This is a genomic window from Bacillus sp. FSL K6-6540, assembly GCF_038007545.1.
This window is the reverse complement of sequence record NZ_JBBOXH010000001.1, coordinates 1,187,740-1,207,067: the sequence shown is the minus strand read 5'-3', so window position 1 is coordinate 1,207,067 and position 19,328 is coordinate 1,187,740. Positions and strand designations below refer to the sequence as shown.

17 protein-coding genes and 1 pseudogene are annotated in these 19,328 nt (G+C 49.8%); 6 read left to right on the top strand and 12 right to left on the bottom strand.

Features of this window, described 5'->3' with window-relative positions:
* Positions 1-59 precede the first annotated feature (59 nt).
* From MHH82_RS05210 to MHH82_RS05185, 6 genes are all read right to left on the bottom strand, one after another.
* Positions 60-1,637, bottom strand: a complete 1,578-nt coding sequence (locus tag MHH82_RS05210; protein ID WP_340963971.1) for a hydantoinase/oxoprolinase family protein — start codon at positions 1,635-1,637, stop codon at positions 60-62.
* Entirely contained in the window at positions 1,634-2,749 is a 1,116-nt protein-coding gene (locus MHH82_RS05205; protein ID WP_340963969.1) for a DUF917 domain-containing protein, read from the bottom strand. Before MHH82_RS05205 ends, MHH82_RS05210 begins: the two co-directional genes overlap by 4 nt.
* 4 nt (positions 2,750-2,753) lie before the next feature.
* Complete coding sequence (locus MHH82_RS05200) at positions 2,754-4,043, bottom strand: cytosine permease (RefSeq protein WP_340963966.1); 1,290 nt, start codon at positions 4,041-4,043, stop codon at positions 2,754-2,756.
* Between the two features lie 38 nt (positions 4,044-4,081).
* Positions 4,082-4,663: a TetR/AcrR family transcriptional regulator gene (locus MHH82_RS05195; RefSeq protein ID WP_036661847.1), complete on the bottom strand. Its 582-nt coding sequence runs from the start codon at positions 4,661-4,663 to the stop codon at positions 4,082-4,084.
* A 217-nt stretch (positions 4,664-4,880) separates the two neighbouring features.
* Complete coding sequence (locus tag MHH82_RS05190; RefSeq protein WP_340963963.1) at positions 4,881-5,690, bottom strand: AAA family ATPase; 810 nt, start codon at positions 5,688-5,690, stop codon at positions 4,881-4,883.
* A 264-nt stretch (positions 5,691-5,954) separates the two neighbouring features.
* Complete coding sequence (locus MHH82_RS05185) at positions 5,955-6,545, bottom strand: TetR/AcrR family transcriptional regulator (protein WP_340963960.1); 591 nt, start codon at positions 6,543-6,545, stop codon at positions 5,955-5,957.
* Positions 6,546-6,734: 189 nt separating this feature from the next.
* Here MHH82_RS05185 and MHH82_RS05180 point away from each other — a divergent pair.
* A pseudogene (locus MHH82_RS05180) lies at positions 6,735-7,022 on the top strand (nitroreductase family protein); the annotation flags it as partial.
* A gap of 142 nt (positions 7,023-7,164) precedes the next feature.
* Complete coding sequence (locus MHH82_RS05175) at positions 7,165-8,337, top strand: MFS transporter (RefSeq protein ID WP_012819157.1); 1,173 nt, start codon at positions 7,165-7,167, stop codon at positions 8,335-8,337.
* Positions 8,338-8,535: 198 nt separating this feature from the next.
* On the opposite strand, the gene MHH82_RS05170 is transcribed toward MHH82_RS05175, so the two are convergent.
* Entirely contained in the window at positions 8,536-9,696 is a 1,161-nt protein-coding gene (locus MHH82_RS05170) for a cobalamin-independent methionine synthase II family protein (protein ID WP_012819156.1), read from the bottom strand.
* 204 nt (positions 9,697-9,900) lie between these two features.
* Positions 9,901-10,893, bottom strand: a complete 993-nt coding sequence (locus tag MHH82_RS05165) for a tRNA dihydrouridine synthase (RefSeq protein WP_340963955.1) — start codon at positions 10,891-10,893, stop codon at positions 9,901-9,903.
* A 541-nt stretch (positions 10,894-11,434) separates the two neighbouring features.
* On the opposite strand from MHH82_RS05165, the gene MHH82_RS05160 reads away from it, so the two are divergent.
* From MHH82_RS05160 to MHH82_RS05150, 3 genes are read left to right on the top strand one after another with little or no spacing between them, the layout of a single operon-like run.
* Positions 11,435-12,628, top strand: coding sequence for an MBOAT family O-acyltransferase (locus MHH82_RS05160; RefSeq protein ID WP_036661858.1), 1,194 nt, complete (start codon positions 11,435-11,437; stop codon positions 12,626-12,628).
* Positions 12,629-12,673: 45 nt separating this feature from the next.
* Entirely contained in the window at positions 12,674-13,834 is a 1,161-nt protein-coding gene (locus MHH82_RS05155) for a hypothetical protein (protein ID WP_340963950.1), read from the top strand.
* On the top strand, positions 13,815-14,000 hold the full coding sequence (locus tag MHH82_RS05150) for a hypothetical protein (RefSeq protein ID WP_036661862.1): 186 nt from the start codon (positions 13,815-13,817) through the stop codon (positions 13,998-14,000). The genes MHH82_RS05155 and MHH82_RS05150 overlap by 20 nt, the downstream gene beginning before the upstream one ends.
* A gap of 217 nt (positions 14,001-14,217) precedes the next feature.
* On the opposite strand, the gene MHH82_RS05145 is transcribed toward MHH82_RS05150, so the two are convergent.
* Entirely contained in the window at positions 14,218-14,784 is a 567-nt protein-coding gene (locus tag MHH82_RS05145) for an SF0329 family protein (protein ID WP_012819150.1), read from the bottom strand.
* Between the two features lie 107 nt (positions 14,785-14,891).
* Between MHH82_RS05145 and MHH82_RS05140 the strand changes: the two genes are divergently transcribed.
* Positions 14,892-15,140, top strand: coding sequence for a hypothetical protein (locus MHH82_RS05140; RefSeq protein WP_144374200.1), 249 nt, complete (start codon positions 14,892-14,894; stop codon positions 15,138-15,140).
* 107 nt (positions 15,141-15,247) lie between these two features.
* Here the strand turns inward: MHH82_RS05140 and MHH82_RS05135 are convergent, their stop codons facing one another.
* The 3 genes from MHH82_RS05135 to MHH82_RS05125 all read right to left on the bottom strand — a co-directional run bounded on the left by MHH82_RS05135 (position 15,248) and on the right by MHH82_RS05125 (position 19,295).
* Positions 15,248-16,477: an alpha-L-fucosidase gene (locus MHH82_RS05135; RefSeq protein WP_340963942.1), complete on the bottom strand. Its 1,230-nt coding sequence runs from the start codon at positions 16,475-16,477 to the stop codon at positions 15,248-15,250.
* A gap of 78 nt (positions 16,478-16,555) precedes the next feature.
* Positions 16,556-18,262, bottom strand: a complete 1,707-nt coding sequence (locus MHH82_RS05130) for an ABC transporter substrate-binding protein (RefSeq protein ID WP_340963939.1) — start codon at positions 18,260-18,262, stop codon at positions 16,556-16,558.
* Between the two features lie 133 nt (positions 18,263-18,395).
* Positions 18,396-19,295 carry a carbohydrate ABC transporter permease gene (locus MHH82_RS05125; RefSeq protein WP_009593409.1) on the bottom strand — a complete coding sequence of 300 codons (900 nt, stop codon included), beginning with the start codon at positions 19,293-19,295 and terminating at the stop codon, positions 18,396-18,398.
* Positions 19,296-19,328: the final 33 nt, after the last annotated feature.

The following is a 19,328-nucleotide window of genomic DNA, read 5'->3' as shown; positions in this document are numbered from 1 at the left end:
ATGAACACACTTCTCAATTGGCCGCAAAGCTGCCGAGCGAGGCTAATGCCTTGAGCGCGTTATAGCTTACCCGCAGCTTTCACTTTCACGAGCAGCGCATTGCCCGGCAAATACGCAATCGGAATGTCCTCGACGGACACGATTTGTATGGTCTCCGGATTCGCGCCAGCTGCCGTTGCCTCGTTCATGGCGCTTTCCTTCGCATCGCGGATGACGTCGTCATAGCTCCAGTCGTCCAGCGAATAGATCCGCTCCGACTCGCCGCTAACCTCTCCCAGCGCTGCGCCGATTGCATTAGCCGCATCATAATTGTCCGGGCGGATGATACGGCTCGCCCCTGCCAGCGTATCCGGCACCAACAGACTGCCGCCGCCGACCAGAATGACATCGACCGGGTCGGCACTCGTTTTCATCCGGTCAATGGCATCCTCCAGAATCTGCTGCATGACGGCATCCACTTTGCCGCATACAGCTTCGTCCACGGCATCCGCGTTTGTGCCCGGCCATGCGGCCCGGCCCATCTTCACGGCTACGTCCGTTGTCGTCAGCGTATCTCCGCCAAAGATGCGGGCCCGTGTCGTCAGCTTGTAGCCCACGCTGTCCGGGCCAACCGTCACGCCGCCTGCATCGTCCAGCCGGACGATCGTCCCGCCGCCGAGGCCAATGGACAAAATGTCCGGCATCCGAAAATTCGTGCGAATGCCGCCGATATCCACCGCTGCCGACGACTGGCGCGGAAAGCCTTGCACGAGCACGCCGATATCCGTCGTCGTGCCGCCGATGTCGACGACCAGCGCGTCGCTCAGCCCGGACAAGTGCGCCGCGCCCCGAATCGAATTCGTCGGTCCGCACGCAATCGTCAGAATCGGGTAGCGGAGCGCATATTCACTCTTCATCAACGTGCCGTCATTCTGGCAAATGTACAGCTGGGCCTGGATGCCGAAGCCGTTCAGCGCTTCCTCAAAGCCGCGCACCACGCCCGCAATGACTTGCAGCAGCGCCGCGTTCAGCACGGAGGCATTCTCCCGCTCCAGCAATCCGATGCTGCCAATCTCGCTGGAGTAGGTAACCGGCATGTCCGAACCCAACACTTCGCGCACAATTTCTCCAACGCGCTTCTCCTGCTCACGATTCACAGGAGCAAATACGCCGCATACCGCCACAGCGTCGACTTCGCCGCTCATCCGGCGGCACAGTTCGGCGATCTCCTCTTCATCCAGGTTGGCGATCTTGCGGCCGTCATACTCATAGCCGCCTGAGGCGACATAGCTATGCGGCCCAACTGCCGCACGCAGCGATTCGTCCCAGCCGGCCAGCGGCGGAACCGCCGTCGTTGCCGGTGCGCCGATACGAATCAGGCCGACCCGGCCGAGATGCTTGCGCTCCACGATGGCATTGGTGCAATGCGTGGTGCCAAGCATCGCATAGCGAATGTCTGCTCCATTCACGCCGCTTTCGTGCAGCAGCCGGCGAACGGCCTCCACAATGCCTTCGTTCACGTCGGCAGTCGTATGGACTTTCACCTTGTGCACGCAGCGCAAGTCGGAATCCAGCAGGGCGGCGTCCGTATTCGTCCCCCCCACATCAATGCCGATGCGGTAAATCTGGTTTGCATTAGCCGTTGTAACCTCGGTCATTTCGCCGCACCTCCTTTCGAAGCCAACGTCTCGATCGGCACATAATCAAAGTCATAACCGAAATATCTTGGCCCGGCCGTCTCGATGCCTTTTGGCGTGCGCCATTTGTCATCGCACGGCAAACCTGCTGCCGTCACCCGGGCACCATACTTCAAGTTCTCCGTCGTCACCGGCATGCCCGTATCCTGATCCAACAGCGTAATCAGATCAGGCGTAATGGCGAGCGGTTGATCGTCAACGGTGGCGAGCAGGAACTCATTCTGGAAAAACAGCCGCATCGTTGTTCCCTTGTTCTCGCCGGTACCTTCGAATACGGCTTCGCCGCGCGTAAAGCCGCCGTCCATGCGGCGACGGATATCCACGGCCTTGCCATGGAACAAGGCATGGCCATTCAGCTTCGCGAGCAATTCGCGCACAGGATTCAGCTTGTGCTGCTTCGCTTCGAACAGCGTCCGCCCGATCTCATAGGCGAGCGTCAGCGTCCCGCCGATCGCGCTCTGCTTCGCCTGCGCGCCGGATACCGGATAATCGCAGATGGAGGCAGAACCCCCCATCTCCACCGTCAGCGCACGCGCCATCCGTTCTTCCCACACGCCGTCAATCGTCTGCATCAGCGCACTGTTGCCGCGCTCGTCCGCCATCGCCACGGGGCTGCACGGGATGCCTTCCAGATGGAACGTCACCATCTGCGATTCGGGAAACGCACGCCCCATCGCGTCGGCATCGACGAGCGGAATTCCGCGCTGCGCCGCCGCAATGACCGGAACGAGCGAGTTGCCGCCGCCGACCTCGATCGGCATAACGGCATCCACCTTGCGGCCAAGTTCTCTTTCCATCAGATCAAGCGGTTTGGTCAGCTGTTCAGCCGAAGGAATTTTCTCCAGCATCACCGTCGGTGCTCCGATCATCGATACCGGCACGATAAGTCCTTCATCGTCCAGCTCTTCGAGCTGGGCGATTCGGACCGGGCCAAACTTGCGGATCGCTTCCATGGCCATCAATTTGCCGACATGGGGATCTCCACCGCCGCCCGTGCCAAGCACCGCAGCTCCTATCGCGATATATTCAATGGCCTGTTCATCCAATGTGGTTAATCTGGTTGCCTTGTTCATGCTTTCATCCCTTCTTTACTACCCATTTGCCTATGATTGCTTGTACGATAAATGCCACCAAGAAGCTGTCCAGCGCCGGAACCTGCGTCACCTGGAACCATCCGAGCCCATCCGGGGCCATCGTTGTCATGAACCCGAAGAACGTGGCTATGACCCATACGACGATGGAGCGGGGAATCCAGCCCCGATTGCTGTCCAGTCCGTCAAACGAGAATCTATTTTTGTTCACCAACAAATACTCAGCCGTATAAATGCCGCCCAGCGGTGCGACAAGCATCGTAATGTACGTCAGGAACGTCATGAAACGGTCATAAATGCCAAAGCAAGCAAGTGCCGTGGCAATTAATCCTGCAATAATCGTGATCACGGATTTAGGCACCCGTTTGAAAACAACGGAGAAACCCAGCCCCGCGGAATATAAATTGTTCGTATTGGTCGTCCATTGTGCTAGCGTCAGCACGATGATCGCCGGAATACCAAGTCCGAGCGTCAGAAGAATGCCCGTCAGATCGTCGGAATCCATCGTACGCGACAGGAAAATCGCAATGATGGTCATGAAGCTGTTGCCGACAAAGAAACCGATAAACGCTGCGGTAACGGCATGCTTTGGCGTTTTGGCCCAGCGCGCGATGTCAGGGGACAGCGCCGTTCCAAGGATAAAGATACCGATAACCAGCGAAATCGCCGTCCCCATCGGCACAGCCTCGCCCTCGAACGGTGCCCAGACGGTGCTTCCGCCTTCCCCGTTAAGCGCCATCACCAGCGCGATAATGATAAACACGACGAGCAGCGGTACCGACCAGACGCTTAATTTTTCAATCGCCCTGTAGCCCCAGATCGCCGTGGACATCATGAGAAGTCCGCCAATGATCGACAGTACCCAGAGCGACCAATGCCAGCCCCATAGCTCGCTTAACGCGGTCTGGAAGTTGGAAGCGAAGAAGCCGACCTGAACGCCGAACCAGCCCAGCGATGAAATGCCGAGAATGACCGAGACGATGAGCGCCCCTTGGTTCCCAAACAGAAACCGGCTGATCATGGCCGTCGACAGGCCCGTTTTAGCTCCCACATATGCGCAGACAGCCCCGATCATGCCCAATATGGCTGAACCGACGATGACCGCCGTCAGCGAGTCGCCGATGCTCATGCCCGCGCCGAGCTGCGCACCCAGAAACATCGCGGACAGGTCAATGCCGATCGCAATCCAGACGAATGCCATCGAGAGCCATGATTTCCGCAAATGCTGGGGTACGGGCTCCCGTTCGTAATCTTCTATTTTCGTATCGTTGCTCATGTTCCACCCTCTGCTTTCTGTACCATCTTGTTGATTGCCTAAGCTTCGACGGATCTCCAGAACATCTCAAAGGCATGTTTCAGTTTCCGTTCGAACAGCTCCGGCGATTTATAGTAGTAATATTGCATGCCCAGCCCGTCCATCAAGGTGAGGTACGAATCCACTAGCGTCTCCATCGGGACGATGGCTAATTCGCCGCGATCCAGGCCTTCCTGCATGATCTCGCCGATAATGCTGCTCAATAGCGTATCGAAACGCCCAAACGCCTCCTGCATCCGATCCATTAGGAAATCCGGCGGGAAAACCAAGTACCGGAAGGCAAATACGGCAAGCTCCTGCTTGTCCCGGTGGAAATCGTATTGGCGAAGCAGCAGCGCGTGCAATTTTTTCTCCGTGCTCATTCCTTTGCTGGTTTCTGCCATCGCTTGGATATATTCGTTATAGGCGCTCATCGATTCTTCGAAGACCGTCATGAACAGATCTTCCTTGCTCTCGAAAAAGGCGTAGATTGCCGGTGTTTTGACGCCAACCTCCTTCGCGATTTCCGATAATGCCGTTCCGTCGTAGCCCTTCTGTCCGAATAACCTAAGCGCAGCCTCTTTCAGCTTCGATCTGGTCATGTTCATCCCCTTTTCGCCATTTAATTAACGTTAATTAAGTAGATTATACAACTTTTTGCATAAAAATCAATCAGTTATACTCAGTCTGGCCATTTGCCTTCGCATCCTTATACGTTCAACATTCAAGCAGGACAATGCACTAAAGTGGATAAAATCCTCATACCAAAAAAGAGATATCCTTACTCGAAGGATACCTCTTCTGGCTACTTGAACCTATTCATTCAAACAATCTTTGATGTTTATGAAAAAATCGGTAAAAGAATTGGACATTGTCCAGCTCAAACCATTCTGCCGTTTGCAAAATCTTGGCATCGAGATTGTAGATCTTTGCATGAAGCGTACCCAGGACAAAAGGGGAATGCGTAGCAATAATAAACTGACTGTCGAAATAACGCGCCAAATCGTTCATTTGCTCGGCCAGCTTAATTTGATTTGCCGGAGAAAGCGACGTTTCCGGTTCATCCAATAAATACAGTTTCCCGGGAAGCAAATATTCCTCAAAAAACTGCATCGAGCTTTCCCCGTTCGAATACTTCTCCTGAGCGAATTGAATAATGTCCATCTTCTTCTTGAATTCATACGACTGCTCCAGCTCTTCTACCTCGGCCTTGCTCTTTCCCTGAACGAGCTGCTCATGCAGCAGCCCTTCGCGAAGCACGCTTTCCTGCTGTATTTTCTTGATTTCATACAACAGATCCTCTGACTTGATGTACCGGCTCCCGTCGGGAAGCTTATATAGGGGACGCTCCTGATCATCATGCCCGAGTTGATAGCTGCTTTCCTCGATAAATCGCTGAACGTAGATTCTGCGTCCATAAGTGGCCATTCGCTCAGCGCCCGCCATTCCCAATTTGTTGGCGATCAGATTCAGCAGGGTGGATTTGCCGGAGCCATTACTGCCGTATAATACCGTGATTCGATCAAACAGCAGAACTTCCCCTGCCATGTGCCTGAACACATGATCGGGATATATATTCGGGTTGCCGGAAATGGTAGAAGAGAGTTTGAAGTTACTTAAATATAGCATCGCCCTTGCTCCCCTCTCGGAAAATGAAATGATTCAAGTTTGATATTCATACCTGGCCATTCTATGGATGCAACCATCCGACCCAAACAGCCTTTCTATTCAAGAACGGTCCAAATATCCAGTGCCGTCAGACGAATCGCCTCAAACTCATGATTCCGGTACGCTCTTAAACGGTCGGTACAAGCCTCGCTCCTGAATAAGGATTCGCAAATTGTCCGCATTGCATCTTGTTTCTTCCGCAGGATAGAGCAATAGCGACAGGACCTATCCCAGCAATTCTTTAGCTCCGTTCATCACTAAGGGCATAGTCTGTTTAACGAATGATTCCGCACTTATTAGACGCCCCTCATTATTCCAAGCGTAAGCCGCCCCATACATCCCCCAACTTAACATGTTAGTAGCTGTATTTATTAAGAATTGCGCGTTTGGACTCGACAGCATCTTGTCTTTGTCTATAAAGGAAAGAAGTATCGTTTGAATTTTTTCCTTTATTTGAATTTCGAATACAGCTCCCAGCGATGTATACCTTCTTTTGCACATAGTGCTTAGACTCTTGTGAAAATCGCATACACCCAGAAAAATACTCTGAATGGTTTCTTCATTTAATACTTCGTGACCGCTTATTCTACGATTTATGATTGTCATAAAGGAATCCATTAGTCTGGCCTCTAGAATTTCGAATTTATCTACAAAGTGCGCATAAAAAGTCGCTCTGTTAACAGTAGCCCGCTCTGCAATATCCCTAACGGTTATCGATTCAAAGTCTTTTTCTTGGATTAACGAAGCAAAAGCGTCTTGAAGGAGTCGCCGTGTACGTATCACACGAGGATCAGCTTCATTCTTTTTAATTGCCATGGTTTTGATCTCCCCAATAAAACGACATTATAGAAATGGTGTTGTCTATACAACGGTTTATGGTTTTTGATGATTGCGCACCATTCTGTTGTTATCATAACATATAAATACAACAGATGTTGTTCAAACAACTAATGTTGTATTGAAACAAAATGCAGAATACCGCTTTTCCAAAAGGAGGAGAGAACCATGTCGGTTTCACAACCGTCACTAACGATGGAGCACCAACTTTTTTTTGATGTTATTCGAGAACGTCGGTCGGTTCGTAGCTATGATCCCTAGATCAAGATTTCGCGGGAGAAATTGACCGGAATATTGCGGCAAGCCACGCTGGCCCCTTCAGCCGCTAACCTGCAGCCGTGGCGGTTTCTCGTTATCGACTCGCCGGAGCTGAAGCAGAAGCTGCTTCCGAACGCATTCAATCAACAGCAAGTGGTCGAGGCTTCGGCTGTCATTGCGGTACTCGGAGATTTGGAGTGATATAAATTGGCGGGCTTCTTTGATTTGATGATCACAATTAACCTATATATGAGTATATGCTGATATACGCATTAATTTTATATTTTTATTTCGATATTTTTAAAAACATCGTTATTTAAACACCTCAGGAGAGTGAATTATGAAGAGCACATGGAAAGTTTACGTCCTAGCCTTGGTCAGCTTTTTAGTTGGAACATCCAATTACATCATTTCCGGGATATTGGACCGGATCGCAGAGACGATGGGAACAAGCGTTGCGGCAGCAGGCCAGCTCATTACGGTTTATTCCCTGGCCTATGCGGTCGGCACGCCTATTTTAATGGCGCTGACGGCCAAAATGGACCGGCGTAAGCTCCTACTTTATTCGCTGGGCCTCTTTATTATCGCAAATCTGCTGACATTTATATTGTCCGGCTTCGGTCTCTTCATTGCCGCTAGAATCATTACGGCGTTAGGCGCCGGGGTAGTCACCGTTAACGCGCTCAGTATCGCCGCCAAAATCGCTCCGCCAGGCAAGCAAGCCAGCGCCATCGCCAACGTCACCATGGGCATTACCGCATCGCTCATCATCGGCGTCCCACTCGGCAGAATGGTAGCCTCGGCTTTTGGCTGGAAAGCGGTATTTCTGGCCATCGCAATTGTCGGGGTCATCGCCATGCTTGTCATTGCTGCGGTTTTTCCACGTATGCAGGGCGACAAGCCTGTCCCTTTGATCAAACAATTTGCTTTGTTAAAAAAACCTCAGGTTTTGGTTGCTTTAGCGATTACTTTTTTCTGGTTGGGCGGATATTCCCTTGCCTATACTTACATCTCCCCTTTTCTGCTAGAGGTGACTCATTTAAATGAATCATTGATTAGCGCAGCTCTGTTCGTGTTCGGTATTGCCAGTTTGATTGGCTCGAAAGTCGGCGGCTACAGCGCGGATAAACGTGGCATCAAATACACACTCGTTTCAGGGATGGTGCTTCACGTCATTTCGTTGATTTTGCTATCCTTAGTCGGACAGTCGGTCATTGCCGTATTCGCCATTTTGATCCTCTGGTCTTTTGCCGCCTGGTCATCCGCTCCGGCGCAGCAATTTAACCTGGTCAAGCTTGTTCCTGAATCCTCGGGCGTCATGCTGAGCTTGAACAGTTCCATGATGCAGTTTGCCATGGCTGTCGGCGCAGGAATCGGCGGGCTGATCGTTAACCGTGTTTCTTTGGCATCCATTACCTGGTTCGGGGTATTCGGCGTTCTCATCGCCATCATTGCCGTGTTTGTATTATCCAGCATGGCATCACGGCATTCGGCGGTGCAGACAGCGGATTAACGGTATGCTAAACATGGAATATTTGATAAAGGACTCTGCTCACTAAGTTGATCTTGGAGGTATGACTCATGCAAAGACCAGAATTGATCGTTTGATCACATTGAACAACTAGGGACCATCCAAAAAAACACGGCGACCTCTCCCCTGATTGAACTCCAGGAAAAGGTCGCCGTTCATATTTAAATCTCGTTTTATTGTCTAGCTACCCCAGTATTGCTTGGCAATCTGTTGACCCTGATCGATTTTTGCCCATTGCTCGGCTTCGCTTAGCTCGTTCCCGCCATCGCAGGATGCAAAGCCGCATTGGTGCGAGAGCAGCAGACGATCCTTATCAATGATTTTGGATGCTTCGTCAAGCAGACGGATGACGCGTGCTTCATCATCCAGCGTATTGGTTTTGGAAGACAGCAAGCCCAGAACAATCTCCGTTTCCGGTCTGTCCTTGAAAACCTCCAGTGCTTCAATCGAACCCGCACGATCATCATCCCACTCCAGGAAGAAGCGATCATATTTCAACTGCTTCAGGAACAGGTTGGCGATTTTCGCATAAGATCCACCGCCCATGTTACGGGAATCATAGTTCCCGCGGCAGTTGTGTGTCCACATTTTCAGGCCGAGGCTATGGCCGAAGTCAATCACCGTATTGTTAATCTCAATAAATTCGGTGGCGAGACCCTGAACTTCCGCTTGATTAATATGCTCCCCTGTAAACGGAGAGTTCGGGTTATCGTCTGCAAACAGCTCCCATAAGCAATCATCGAACTGCAGGATTTTGCCGCCTGCCGCAGCGAATTCCTCCACGAATTCCTTATACGCCTTCACCAGGCCCGCTTTGAGCTCCTGTTTGTTCTGATAAACCGCATCCGTGCCGCCAATGTTATCCGACCAGGAAAGTTCACCGAAGATATGGGAAGGCGATGGTACGCAAAGTTTCGTTTGCTGGTCGCCAGCCGTTTCTTGCAGCTGTTTGAACAACTTAATGAAGTGATGATTCTTTCCGCTCAGTTTGCCAACAATGCGCAGGCCGATATCTTTGCGTGTTTCATATTTCGAGGTTCCGTCCACATCCCGGAAAAAGTAGCCATGGTCCGCGATATAACGCTGGGCTCCGTCAAAGCCCCATACAAAATCCAGATGCCACATCGATTTAGAGAATTCGCCGTCCGTAACAACCGACAGGTTATGCTCGATTTCCTTTTTCACGACCTGTTTGATCGCCTCGGTCTCGCACTCGGCATACCCTTCGAAGTTTTCATAGAACGGATACTGGATATCATCACGATGTTCAATTTGCGTTTTATATTTCAGCAGCTCTTCGGGCCGCAACAAACTTCCTACGATCTGGAACTTATCAGTCATGTACATAACCCCCTCGTTGTATAGCGATATCATATCACGACGAGCAGGGTTATAAGGCATACCAAAATCTCATAACTAGTTATAGCTAAAAGCTATAGCAAAAATGACGGTGAGATCTCCCAAAAGAAAAAAACACAGCCAAGTCGGCCGTGTTTTCCAAAAATGTTAATTGTTCTCCTGAATCGCTGGTGTTTCTCCAGCCTGTCATTTAGTTCCACGTTCATCTGCCTCATCATGATTCTTGCTTCCAAATTCATCGAGCAGCGCACGAACTTCGCTTGTTGACTTTGCGTTCATTAAGTTATTTCGGAGTTCACTTGCCCCTCGGAATCCACGGACATAGATTTTGAAGAAGCGGACAAGGGCGCTGAAGGAACGCCGCATCTGTGCCGAATATTGATCATGGAGATCCAGATGCAGCCGCAGCAGATCAAGCAATTCTTCACTGCTATGATCCCTCGGCTCCTTCTCGAAAGCAAATGGATTATGAAAAATCCCGCGCCCAATCATAATGCCATCCACACCGTATTGTTCAGCGAGCTTCAGACCGGTCTGACGGTCAGGAATATCCCCGTTAATGGTTAGCAGTGTATCGGGCGCCACCTCATCACGAAGCTTCTTAATCTCCGGAATCAGTTCCCAATGCGCATCGACTTTGCTCATTTCCTCTCTTGTCCGCAGATGAATGGACAGATTCACAATGTCTTGCTTCAAAATATGGGTCAACCAGTCGCGCCATTCGTCTACGGCAGTGAAACCGAGCCTTGTTTTTACACTGACGGGCAATCCCCCGGCTTTGGCGGCCTGTATAATGTCCGCTGCAATGTCGGGACGGCAGATCAGCCCGCTTCCCTTCCCATTCTCGGCTACATTCGCTACAGGGCACCCCATATTAATATCGATGCCTTTAAATCCTTCTTTCGCCATGCCGATACTCATCTGACGAAAGAATTCCGGCTTATCTCCCCAGATATGGGCTACCATCGGCTGTTCATCCTCTGTAAAAGTCAAACGTCCGCGCACACTGTGGTTCCCATCCGGGTGACAATAGCTCTCTGTATTCGCAAACTCCGTAAAAAACACATCCGGTCTGGCTGCTTCACTTACGACATGGCGAAACACAACATCCGTCACATCTTCCATGGGCGCCAGTATAAAGAAAGGCCGCGGTAAATCACGCCAAAAATTATCTGTCATATCCAATACTCCTCTATACATACCAGGACAAATCTTTATCCCGAAATAGTAAATACAACCTGTTGATGTTCTTACTTTTTCTTCACTTATAGCATGTTTAATCAGCTTAATCAAACGGCAGTTTATGTTAGATCGTAGACACCTCAATGAATATATCATAATCCAGAGAGGAGCATACTCCCCATAGATTCGAAAAAAGGAGGGCGATCGCTAGAAGAAAGGGCTTTAATTTAGTCCGGTTCCGTTGGCAACGAACTAAAAAGTCGTCCCGCACTGATTATTAGGGTTCGATTGCCATGCCCGCTCCCCCTCCATGATGCTTTAGAACAGCCAGTTGCAACTTTGGTAGAATGATGATCGTCTATTCTATGTGCTTCCTCTAAGGGGCATGAACTTGAATCGGTTTTTGGATTCGATAACCACTTAAAAATAAATATATTCATAAAATTCCCATACGTTTCAACTGATGGATACTGTAATATGGATAAGTGCTTTCAGAGATAAGTATTTTTGGCAACTCGGATGGTGGATACGGAAAATTATGATGTATACGGATTGGTTTTATTGGCTGTTCGTGTTCGTGGCTGTCGTCACGTATCACCTCATGCCGCATCGTCTCAGACCCTGGGTGCTCTTTGCCTCAGGCGTCGCATTTTACTACAATTATGCAGGTGCTTACCTGTTCCTGTTGCTTGCGGAAGTTGTCATTGCCATTGTTGTCGCGAAAGCCGCGGCGAAATGGAGAAAGCGATGGATTTATCCCGCTGGTATCCTTACCGCCATTCTCGTGCTTGGTTATTTCAAGTACACCAACATGATGCTGGATACGTTAAATGAGTTATTTGCTTTTGTTCATCAGCCCTTCTTGCCTAAGGCAGAGCAGATTGTGCTCCCGCTCGGCATTTCCTACTTTACGTTCGAGCTGATTCATTACTTGGTTGAACGCAAACGCGGAACGCTGCCGGAGCATCGGCCGGAAGGTCTGTTGTCGTTCATTTTCTTCTTCCCGTCGATGGTGGCGGGCCCAATTAAGCAATTTCAGATGTTTCATCCGCAGCTAACATCGAAATTTCACTTGGACCACATGCTGATCGGAGTCGCCCGAATCGGGTGCGGCCTTTTCAAAAAGCTCGTCCTCGCCGGATCCATTGATATGCTGGCGCAGCCCGTCTACTCGGCGTCCGGCATAGCTGAGGCAGATACCGCCAGACTCTGGATTTCGCTTGTCGCCTATACGTTCGTCATCTATTTTGATTTTTCTGGCTATTCAGACATTGCCATCGGGACAGCTCGCTTGTTCGGCATTGTCATCCCGGAGAACTTCCGCTTCCCTTATTTGGCACGCAGCATAGCCGAGTTCTGGAACCGTTGGCACATTTCGCTCGGTTCATGGCTGACCCGCTATGTGTATTTTCCCCTCGGGGGAAGTCGTGTTCCTGCTCCCCGGGTCTATTTCAATCTGATGGCGACGATGACTGTCTCCGGCCTCTGGCACGGAGCCGCCTGGAATTTCGTCATTTGGGGCATGTTCCATGGCGTGATGCTGTGCATTCATCGCTATTATATGAAGCAGCTAAAGCCTGCATTAAAGCCTGTTCCGAAATGGCTGAAGCCGGTAACGGTCACTGTCGCGATGTTGATCACGTTCTTCGGTGTAACGATCAGCCGCGTATTTTTCATATTGCCGATCGCAGACGGATGGGATTTAATGCTCCGGCTGCTTGGTATGCGATAAGTTACCGATTCTCGAATATGGATGGAAATGGAAGTGTAAGATATATTGCGTAAATTAGTTTTGAATAAAACCGTGTCCGTCATGCTGATCTCTTTTGCCTTGGTCGGATTGCTTGGCTTGAGCATTGAAGCCGATCAAGTGGTCGATCAAATGAGACAAGAAGTCGTGACGCATGCGGAAAAAGAGCTTCGCGTTCCGACATACGATGCCATTGTCTTTACGCCGTTATGGGTCGAATACTTGAAGGAGCATCCGAATGACGGCACAAAGGTGATCGGCATGTTCGGGCCCTCCACGGTCTTCGGCACGACCGTAAAAAAGGGGGAGAACACCTCGGCCGGTGTCCTTCAGGCTCATTTGAAAGACAGTCGCGTGATCAACCTGGGGATTTCCGGCGGAAGATTTACGGAGACTTACGCCCTGCTCGCCTCGATGATTGACGAGATTGATTTTGTCGTCTATGAGATCAATTATGGGATCGTCGTTGTCTCGGATAATGAGCCGGACGTTGTCGTCTATCCGTCGCTGGTGGAGAAGCTGGGTCAACCCATCCCGCGCAGCTGGCTGGTTGATTTCCCGGACAAAAACCGCGAATCGCTCCCAAGCAACGCCCACAATTGGGTGACGTCCCATTTCCTGAATAAGTGGACTCTCTATCATGATCGCGATGCGATCAGCTACCGTCTGTTCATGACTCGTACGCCGATGGAGAAAATCCGCCAGGAAGTCCAAAAGAACGAAAATGAAAGAAAAGGGATAGAAGAAAGCTATACGCCGATGTTTACCCCTTATGACAAAATGAATGACGCTCAACAGGAAGGCATCGACAAGCACTATGCGGAGCTTTATCGGTGGAGTAAGCCTTTTGATCAAGATCACAGCTTCGGGTTGTTCATGATTGAAAAAACGCTTGAACTGCTGCAGGAGCATCATAAGAAAGCCGTGTTCTATTCGGCTCCGCTGGATAAAGAGCATATTGCCAACAAGAAGCTTTTCAGTTGGAGCGAATATACCGAAGCGATGGGCGCTTATCAGCAGCTGGTAGAGTCTAGAGGATACCCCTATATCGAATTTAATCAAGAGGAGAACAATACAATCCCGCATGAATATTATCGCGACTCGGCCCATCTAATCGACAAAGGGAATCACATGTTTGGCGAAATCTTGTATATGAGGATGAAAGATTATGAAATTACAGCCCCATAGCACCACATCGGCCGAAACGAAAGCCCGCAGCCTCACTCATCATGTCGGAAGGGCACTGATCATGGTGGGAGTGGCACTTGGCGGAGCCATCGTCCTGATCGCCATCGTACTTGGTATTTTGTTCTTTTCCGGAGAAACGCAGGAATTTATTTATATGAACTTCTAATGTACATGAAAGCGGCGTGCAATGACTGACTTCCTGTCCTGCATGCCGTTTAGCAATTCATCGTAACGATTGGAACGAAGACGCGATTGCCGCGCAACCCCATTCTCGTCCCCAACTATTTTTAGCATCCTACATATTTGCGTTTGGACCCAAGCTGATCTTAATCTACCGCCTTTTGATATTATCGGAAGCGAGTAACGAAAATGATTTATGCTCATCACGCACGGCGCCGCAGTTCATAAAAATATTGCACAATCGGATGCTTTAGCTTCATCCTGTCTGCCATGTTTACAATCCGCTTTTTGCCAACCCGTCTGTCTACCAAAGCTAGAATATTCAATAAGATATCATCGCTCTCCATGCTTTCTTCTATAGAAGTAGATAAGAACTTATTCGCTGTAGCAACAAAATTGGATTTACTTAATGCAGCCTGTGCTGACAAAAGCTCCTTTGCGAGGACCGATATTTTTCTATTTCTTGCAATGACGTTGAGACGATCCTCGGGAACGGTCCCTTTGGTTTCCTTTCTGACGGCTTCCAATTCATCGTCGCTGATCGGAATTTGGATATGGGGATCATTCTTAATTTCCAGCTCCGTCTGATACCACCTTATGGAGTTGGTTTTATCACTCATATGGAGTACGTTCTTTTTATCTACCGAAATATAACAAAGCCCTGCCTTATCAGGTAAATAACGATAACCGGTTGCGCGATATTCAACTCTTCCGGCTAATGCAGGACTGAGAAAACTCTCCAGCTGTTGTTTCAATTTGCTCCAGGACATGGTTCCTCCTATGTTTTCAAACCCTGAGGGGTGCGGGATCAATCTGCACATCTTTTTCAGTATGAATAAACCCCTGCCAAAAAACAACCCATAACATGTCCCACCTATTGAATGGAATCGGTCGAATCCAAAATGGCATCCTCGAACTTGAGCCCGAAGGGTATCATGAAGCATATGATGATGATTACGATGAAGAATATGTTGACGAATACGATGATGTGGAATATGAAGACGAAAGCGAGGATCGGGGGTGCGGATCTAGATCCATGGAATGTCCGAGCTGCGGAGCCAGGATCATCGTGTATGTTAACGATGAGAAGGAATGCGACTATTGCGGTAACGTGATTAGCGCGTAAACTCAAGATACCCAGGCCGTATTTTCTAAGCTCCACTTAAGAAATATACGAGGTACCAAATACCAAAAACAGACTGCCGTGGCAGTCTGTTCTTGGTTTTACTAATTTCATTCCACGTGATATGCAGCTAAATTGCGGATCAAGGGCTGCTCCACGCTGGAAAGAATACGAACCCGCAATTGATCGGTTTCGATGGTATCGAACCGGTCGATTTTTTTATGCCCAATTGCACTTCCACGTACAAGCTCTTTCCATTCGCCTTGGCTGTATGCTTCAAGCGCGTATTCACGCACACGCTCCCCATGGGCTATGTCCTCCATGACGATTACGTGATTTACTGGCTGGCTATGCTCCAGCTTCAGAAGCAGCTCGGTTCCTTCTCCACTCGTTTGGCCAACCGGCTGCCCGAATCTGCGGCGGATTTCATCTCCGAATTCGATGACACGCTCCACATCCACTTCAGGCAGCAGCCCACGGTTGTCCGGGGATATATTCAAGAGCAGCGTAGCGCCATGACCGACCGAGCGGTAATAAATATCCAATACTTCCTCCAGGCTTCTTAAGCTTGCTTCATCGTCAGGATGCCAGAACCAGTGAAGCTTGCGGATCGGAACATCGCATTCGGCCGGTACCCAAGACGGAGTCCCTTCCATCCAGGTCATCATATCGCTGGTGAACATGCTCTCCTTCGCCGTGGTAGCCGTATTCCAGCACGGATAAGGCGCAACGCCGTCTTCATTCCCTACCCAGCGAATCGTTGGGCGCCCCATATTAAAGACCATGGCATCCGGCTGGTATTTATCAATCAGACCGATGATTCTGTTCCAATCGTATTCCCTGCCTTGGGAACCGGCTCCGTCGAACCACACTTCGACCAACGGTCCATACCCGGTCAGAAGCTCCGTTAATTGCTCCGCGTAAAAATCGTCATAAGCCTCTTTATCGGGATAGCAAGGTTCATGCCGATCCCAAGGGGACACATATAGCCCGAACTGAAGCCCTTCCTCTCTGCAGGCATCGGCAACTTCCCGAACGACGTCTCCTTTACCGTCCCTCCATGGGCTGGACTTCACAGAGTAATCGGTCGTATTCGTCGGCCATAGACAGAATCCGTCATGATGCTTTGCGGTCAATACCAGATACTTGAAGCCGGCGCGTTTTGCGGTCCTAGCCCACTGCCGGGCATCCAACTGCTCTGGATTAAAGATTTCCGCTGAATCCGTTCCGTCTCCCCACTCCTGATCGCAAAACGTATTCATACCGAAATGGCAGAACATACCCAGCTCCATATCCTGCCATGCCAGCTGCTGCGGAGATGGCTTTGCAAGTTCATTCATTGAATCATACACCTGCTTTCTATGAAAATGATGATCCCCTGCGCAAGGGAGACCCGTGCGCAGGGAACCGATTTAGCATTATTTTCCGGCATCCAATGCCTTTTGATAGATTTCCAGGTACTGGTTCAGCTGCATGCCGTCCAGTCCTTTCACATATGCATCCCATTCTTTGTTAATATCTTTGGAGCCTGTAATAAACTGGGCCATATTGGATTTCACGTAGTCGACAAGCGTCGTCTTGATCTGAGCTACGAGCTCGGCATCTTCAAGTGCTATGAACAATCCCCCTGGATATTGCTCCTTGGATTGATACGGTTCATATTCCTCGGAGACTTGATTCAGACGGGTACCGTATCCATCGGGAGCGAGCGGATCCTGAGGAGCTGTCCAGGACGCGCGATAAGCGTAGGTTCTCAGTGATGGACCGATCTGCTCCCAACCGTCATTATGCGTCGGCTTTTTGTCGGGGATAGGAATAGCTGTATATTTAGCCTGCTTTCCATCCATACCCTTTTCTCCGGATTCAGCTTTCCGCCACCCTTTGCCTTCAGGGCCATGTTCCTGCAACACGATCGCTTCTTCCGTATACAGATAATCCGCTAACCGGATGGCGGCAATCTGCTGCTCTTTCGTCGCTTTATTCGTAATCGCAAATTGCGAGACACCGATTCCCGCAAAATTCAGCGTCTGCTGCACACCATTCGGGCCTTTCAGCGGAGGCAGGGCAACATAATCTTTATGACGCGGCGCCTTATCATCCATGCTGTAAGCATAACTAATTAATGCCGTTGAAAGCGTACCCATAATATTGTCCGGTTCCCGGTTGGCCATTTGCTGAACCGCATCGGCATTCTGGGTAAAGGCTGCGGGATCAATTAATCCCTCTTTGTACAATTGATTCAGATAAAGGAGGCCTTGCTTCCACTCTTCTTTGTTTGCCGTAAAATCAACTTTGCCATCCATGACGCGGAGGAACGTACCCGAACCCTTGTCGACGTAATCATCAAGGATAAACGAGTTCATCAGGAAGGCGGAGACGTTGCCTGCCCACATTTCATCCGAGCCTGTCAGCGGGATTTCATCTTGTTTGCCGTTGCCGTTCGGATCCTTCTCTTTGAACGCTTTCAGCACCGTATAAAATTCGTCGGTTGTCGTTGGAACAGGCAGTCCCACTTCATCGAGCCATTCTTTATTGATCCACATTTTGAGCGCATTGTCACAATGGTAGCATTCATTGACCTGCGGCAATGCATAGATGTTGCCGTCCGGAGTCGTGATGGAGGCTTTCATGTAAGGGATATCCTCCATCGCTTTCTTGATATTGGGTGCATATTGGTCTATCAAATCATTCAGAGGGATAAACACGCCCTGCGAGCCATACTTCATCTGCTCTTCCTTGGTCAAATTCGCTTGGAGAATGACTTCAGGATAATCGCCGCCGGCCAGCATGAGCTGCTTGCGGTCGTTCAAAGCATTTTCCGGTACAAGGTCCCAAGCGATATTGATGTTCGTCTTCTCTTCAAGATGTTTGGTAAATAGGTTGGTATCCATGTTTTCGATTGACGCAAACTGAGGCGCGAACATTTTAATGGTCATCGGCTCCTTCACGATCGGATAGGAACCAACAGCATTAAATAATTCTTCATTGGCAGCACCGTTGTCGGCCGTCTTGCCATTTGACTGATTGCCGGAATTGGTTCCGCCGCAGGCACTAAGCAGCAGCATGCAAGCCATTAGGCAGCTAATGATACCTAGCCAGTTTTTCTTCTTCATGCTCTTTTCCATCGAATATACCCCCCGTTTATCATCCGTATTTCGGGCGTTTGGCCCTTTCCTATGCTTTTGCCTCCACCAGCTTTTGCCGTATCTGAATAATGTACAGCCTCACCTCCTTGAAACCATGATCGCTCTGTCATGATCAGCCCTTTAGCGAGCCGATCATGACGCCTTTGACAAAATGTTTCTGGACGAAAGGATATATGATAAGCACAGGCAAGCTGGCAACCACGATCAAGGAATATTTCAGCAAATCCTTGAGCCCCTGCTGCGCCTGCATCTGGCTCACATCCGCCATCATGGAAGCATCGACCGAATTCAGAATTAGAATGTTTCTGAGAATGATTTGAAGCGGGAACAAGTCAGGATTCCTTAAGAAGATCAGTGCATCAAAATAAGCATTCCAATGCCCGACTGCATACATCAAGGTCATGACCGCAATAATGGGTTTGGACAGCGGCAGGACAATGCTGAATATGAACCGGATGTCACTGCATCCGTCCAGCTCCGCGGCTTCCGCCAATTCATCGGGAATCGTGGTTTGGAAAAACGTCCTTGCGACGATAACCTGGAATACCCCCAGTGCCCCCGGCAATATCATGGCCCACCGCGTATCCAGCAGATGGAGATTCTTAACGACGAGGTAATAAGGAATCAGTCCTCCTTCGAACATCATCGTGATCACCAGCAGAACCATGAAGAAATTGCGGCCGTAAAGCGACTTCTTCGCCAGCGGATAAGCCAGCATAATCGTGAGCGTTACATTGATGAGGGTGCCGACAACGGTATAAAAGAGGGAATTCAGATAGCCGACGCCGATCTGCGGATTATTGAATACCGCCTTGTAGCCGTCCAGCGTAAAATCTACGGGAAACAGCCAAACCTTGCCCGATGTAACCGCCTGAGGCGAGCTGAAGGACGAGCTTACGATGTAGATTAATGGTACAGCTACGGCAATAAGAACCAGGGTCAAGAACAGATAGATCAAGAACATGAAGAGGCGGTCGCCTTTCGATTCACGTATAGCGGCTTTTTTGAACATAGGGTCTCCTCTCTTTCCAAAGTTGCTATTGTT

Excerpts from the sequence above, each read along its gene's own strand:
- MHH82_RS05210 (WP_340963971.1), bottom strand. The coding sequence starts at position 1,637 with ATGACCGAGGTTACAACGGCTAATGCAAACCAGATTTACCGCATCGGC.
- MHH82_RS05205 (WP_340963969.1), bottom strand. The coding sequence starts at position 2,749 with ATGAACAAGGCAACCAGATTAACCACATTGGATGAACAGGCCATTGAA.
- MHH82_RS05200 (WP_340963966.1), bottom strand. The coding sequence starts at position 4,043 with ATGAGCAACGATACGAAAATAGAAGATTACGAACGGGAGCCCGTACCC.
- MHH82_RS05195 (WP_036661847.1), bottom strand. The coding sequence starts at position 4,663 with ATGACCAGATCGAAGCTGAAAGAGGCTGCGCTTAGGTTATTCGGACAG.
- MHH82_RS05190 (WP_340963963.1), bottom strand. The coding sequence starts at position 5,690 with ATGCTATATTTAAGTAACTTCAAACTCTCTTCTACCATTTCCGGCAAC.
- MHH82_RS05185 (WP_340963960.1), bottom strand. The coding sequence starts at position 6,545 with ATGGCAATTAAAAAGAATGAAGCTGATCCTCGTGTGATACGTACACGG.
- MHH82_RS05175 (WP_012819157.1), top strand. The coding sequence starts at position 7,165 with ATGAAGAGCACATGGAAAGTTTACGTCCTAGCCTTGGTCAGCTTTTTA.
- MHH82_RS05170 (WP_012819156.1), bottom strand. The coding sequence starts at position 9,696 with ATGACTGATAAGTTCCAGATCGTAGGAAGTTTGTTGCGGCCCGAAGAG.
- MHH82_RS05165 (WP_340963955.1), bottom strand. The coding sequence starts at position 10,893 with ATGACAGATAATTTTTGGCGTGATTTACCGCGGCCTTTCTTTATACTG.
- MHH82_RS05160 (WP_036661858.1), top strand. The coding sequence starts at position 11,435 with ATGATGTATACGGATTGGTTTTATTGGCTGTTCGTGTTCGTGGCTGTC.
- MHH82_RS05150 (WP_036661862.1), top strand. The coding sequence starts at position 13,815 with ATGAAATTACAGCCCCATAGCACCACATCGGCCGAAACGAAAGCCCGC.
- MHH82_RS05145 (WP_012819150.1), bottom strand. The coding sequence starts at position 14,784 with ATGTCCTGGAGCAAATTGAAACAACAGCTGGAGAGTTTTCTCAGTCCT.
- MHH82_RS05135 (WP_340963942.1), bottom strand. The coding sequence starts at position 16,477 with ATGAATGAACTTGCAAAGCCATCTCCGCAGCAGCTGGCATGGCAGGAT.
- MHH82_RS05130 (WP_340963939.1), bottom strand. The coding sequence starts at position 18,262 with ATGGAAAAGAGCATGAAGAAGAAAAACTGGCTAGGTATCATTAGCTGC.
- MHH82_RS05125 (WP_009593409.1), bottom strand. The coding sequence starts at position 19,295 with ATGTTCAAAAAAGCCGCTATACGTGAATCGAAAGGCGACCGCCTCTTC.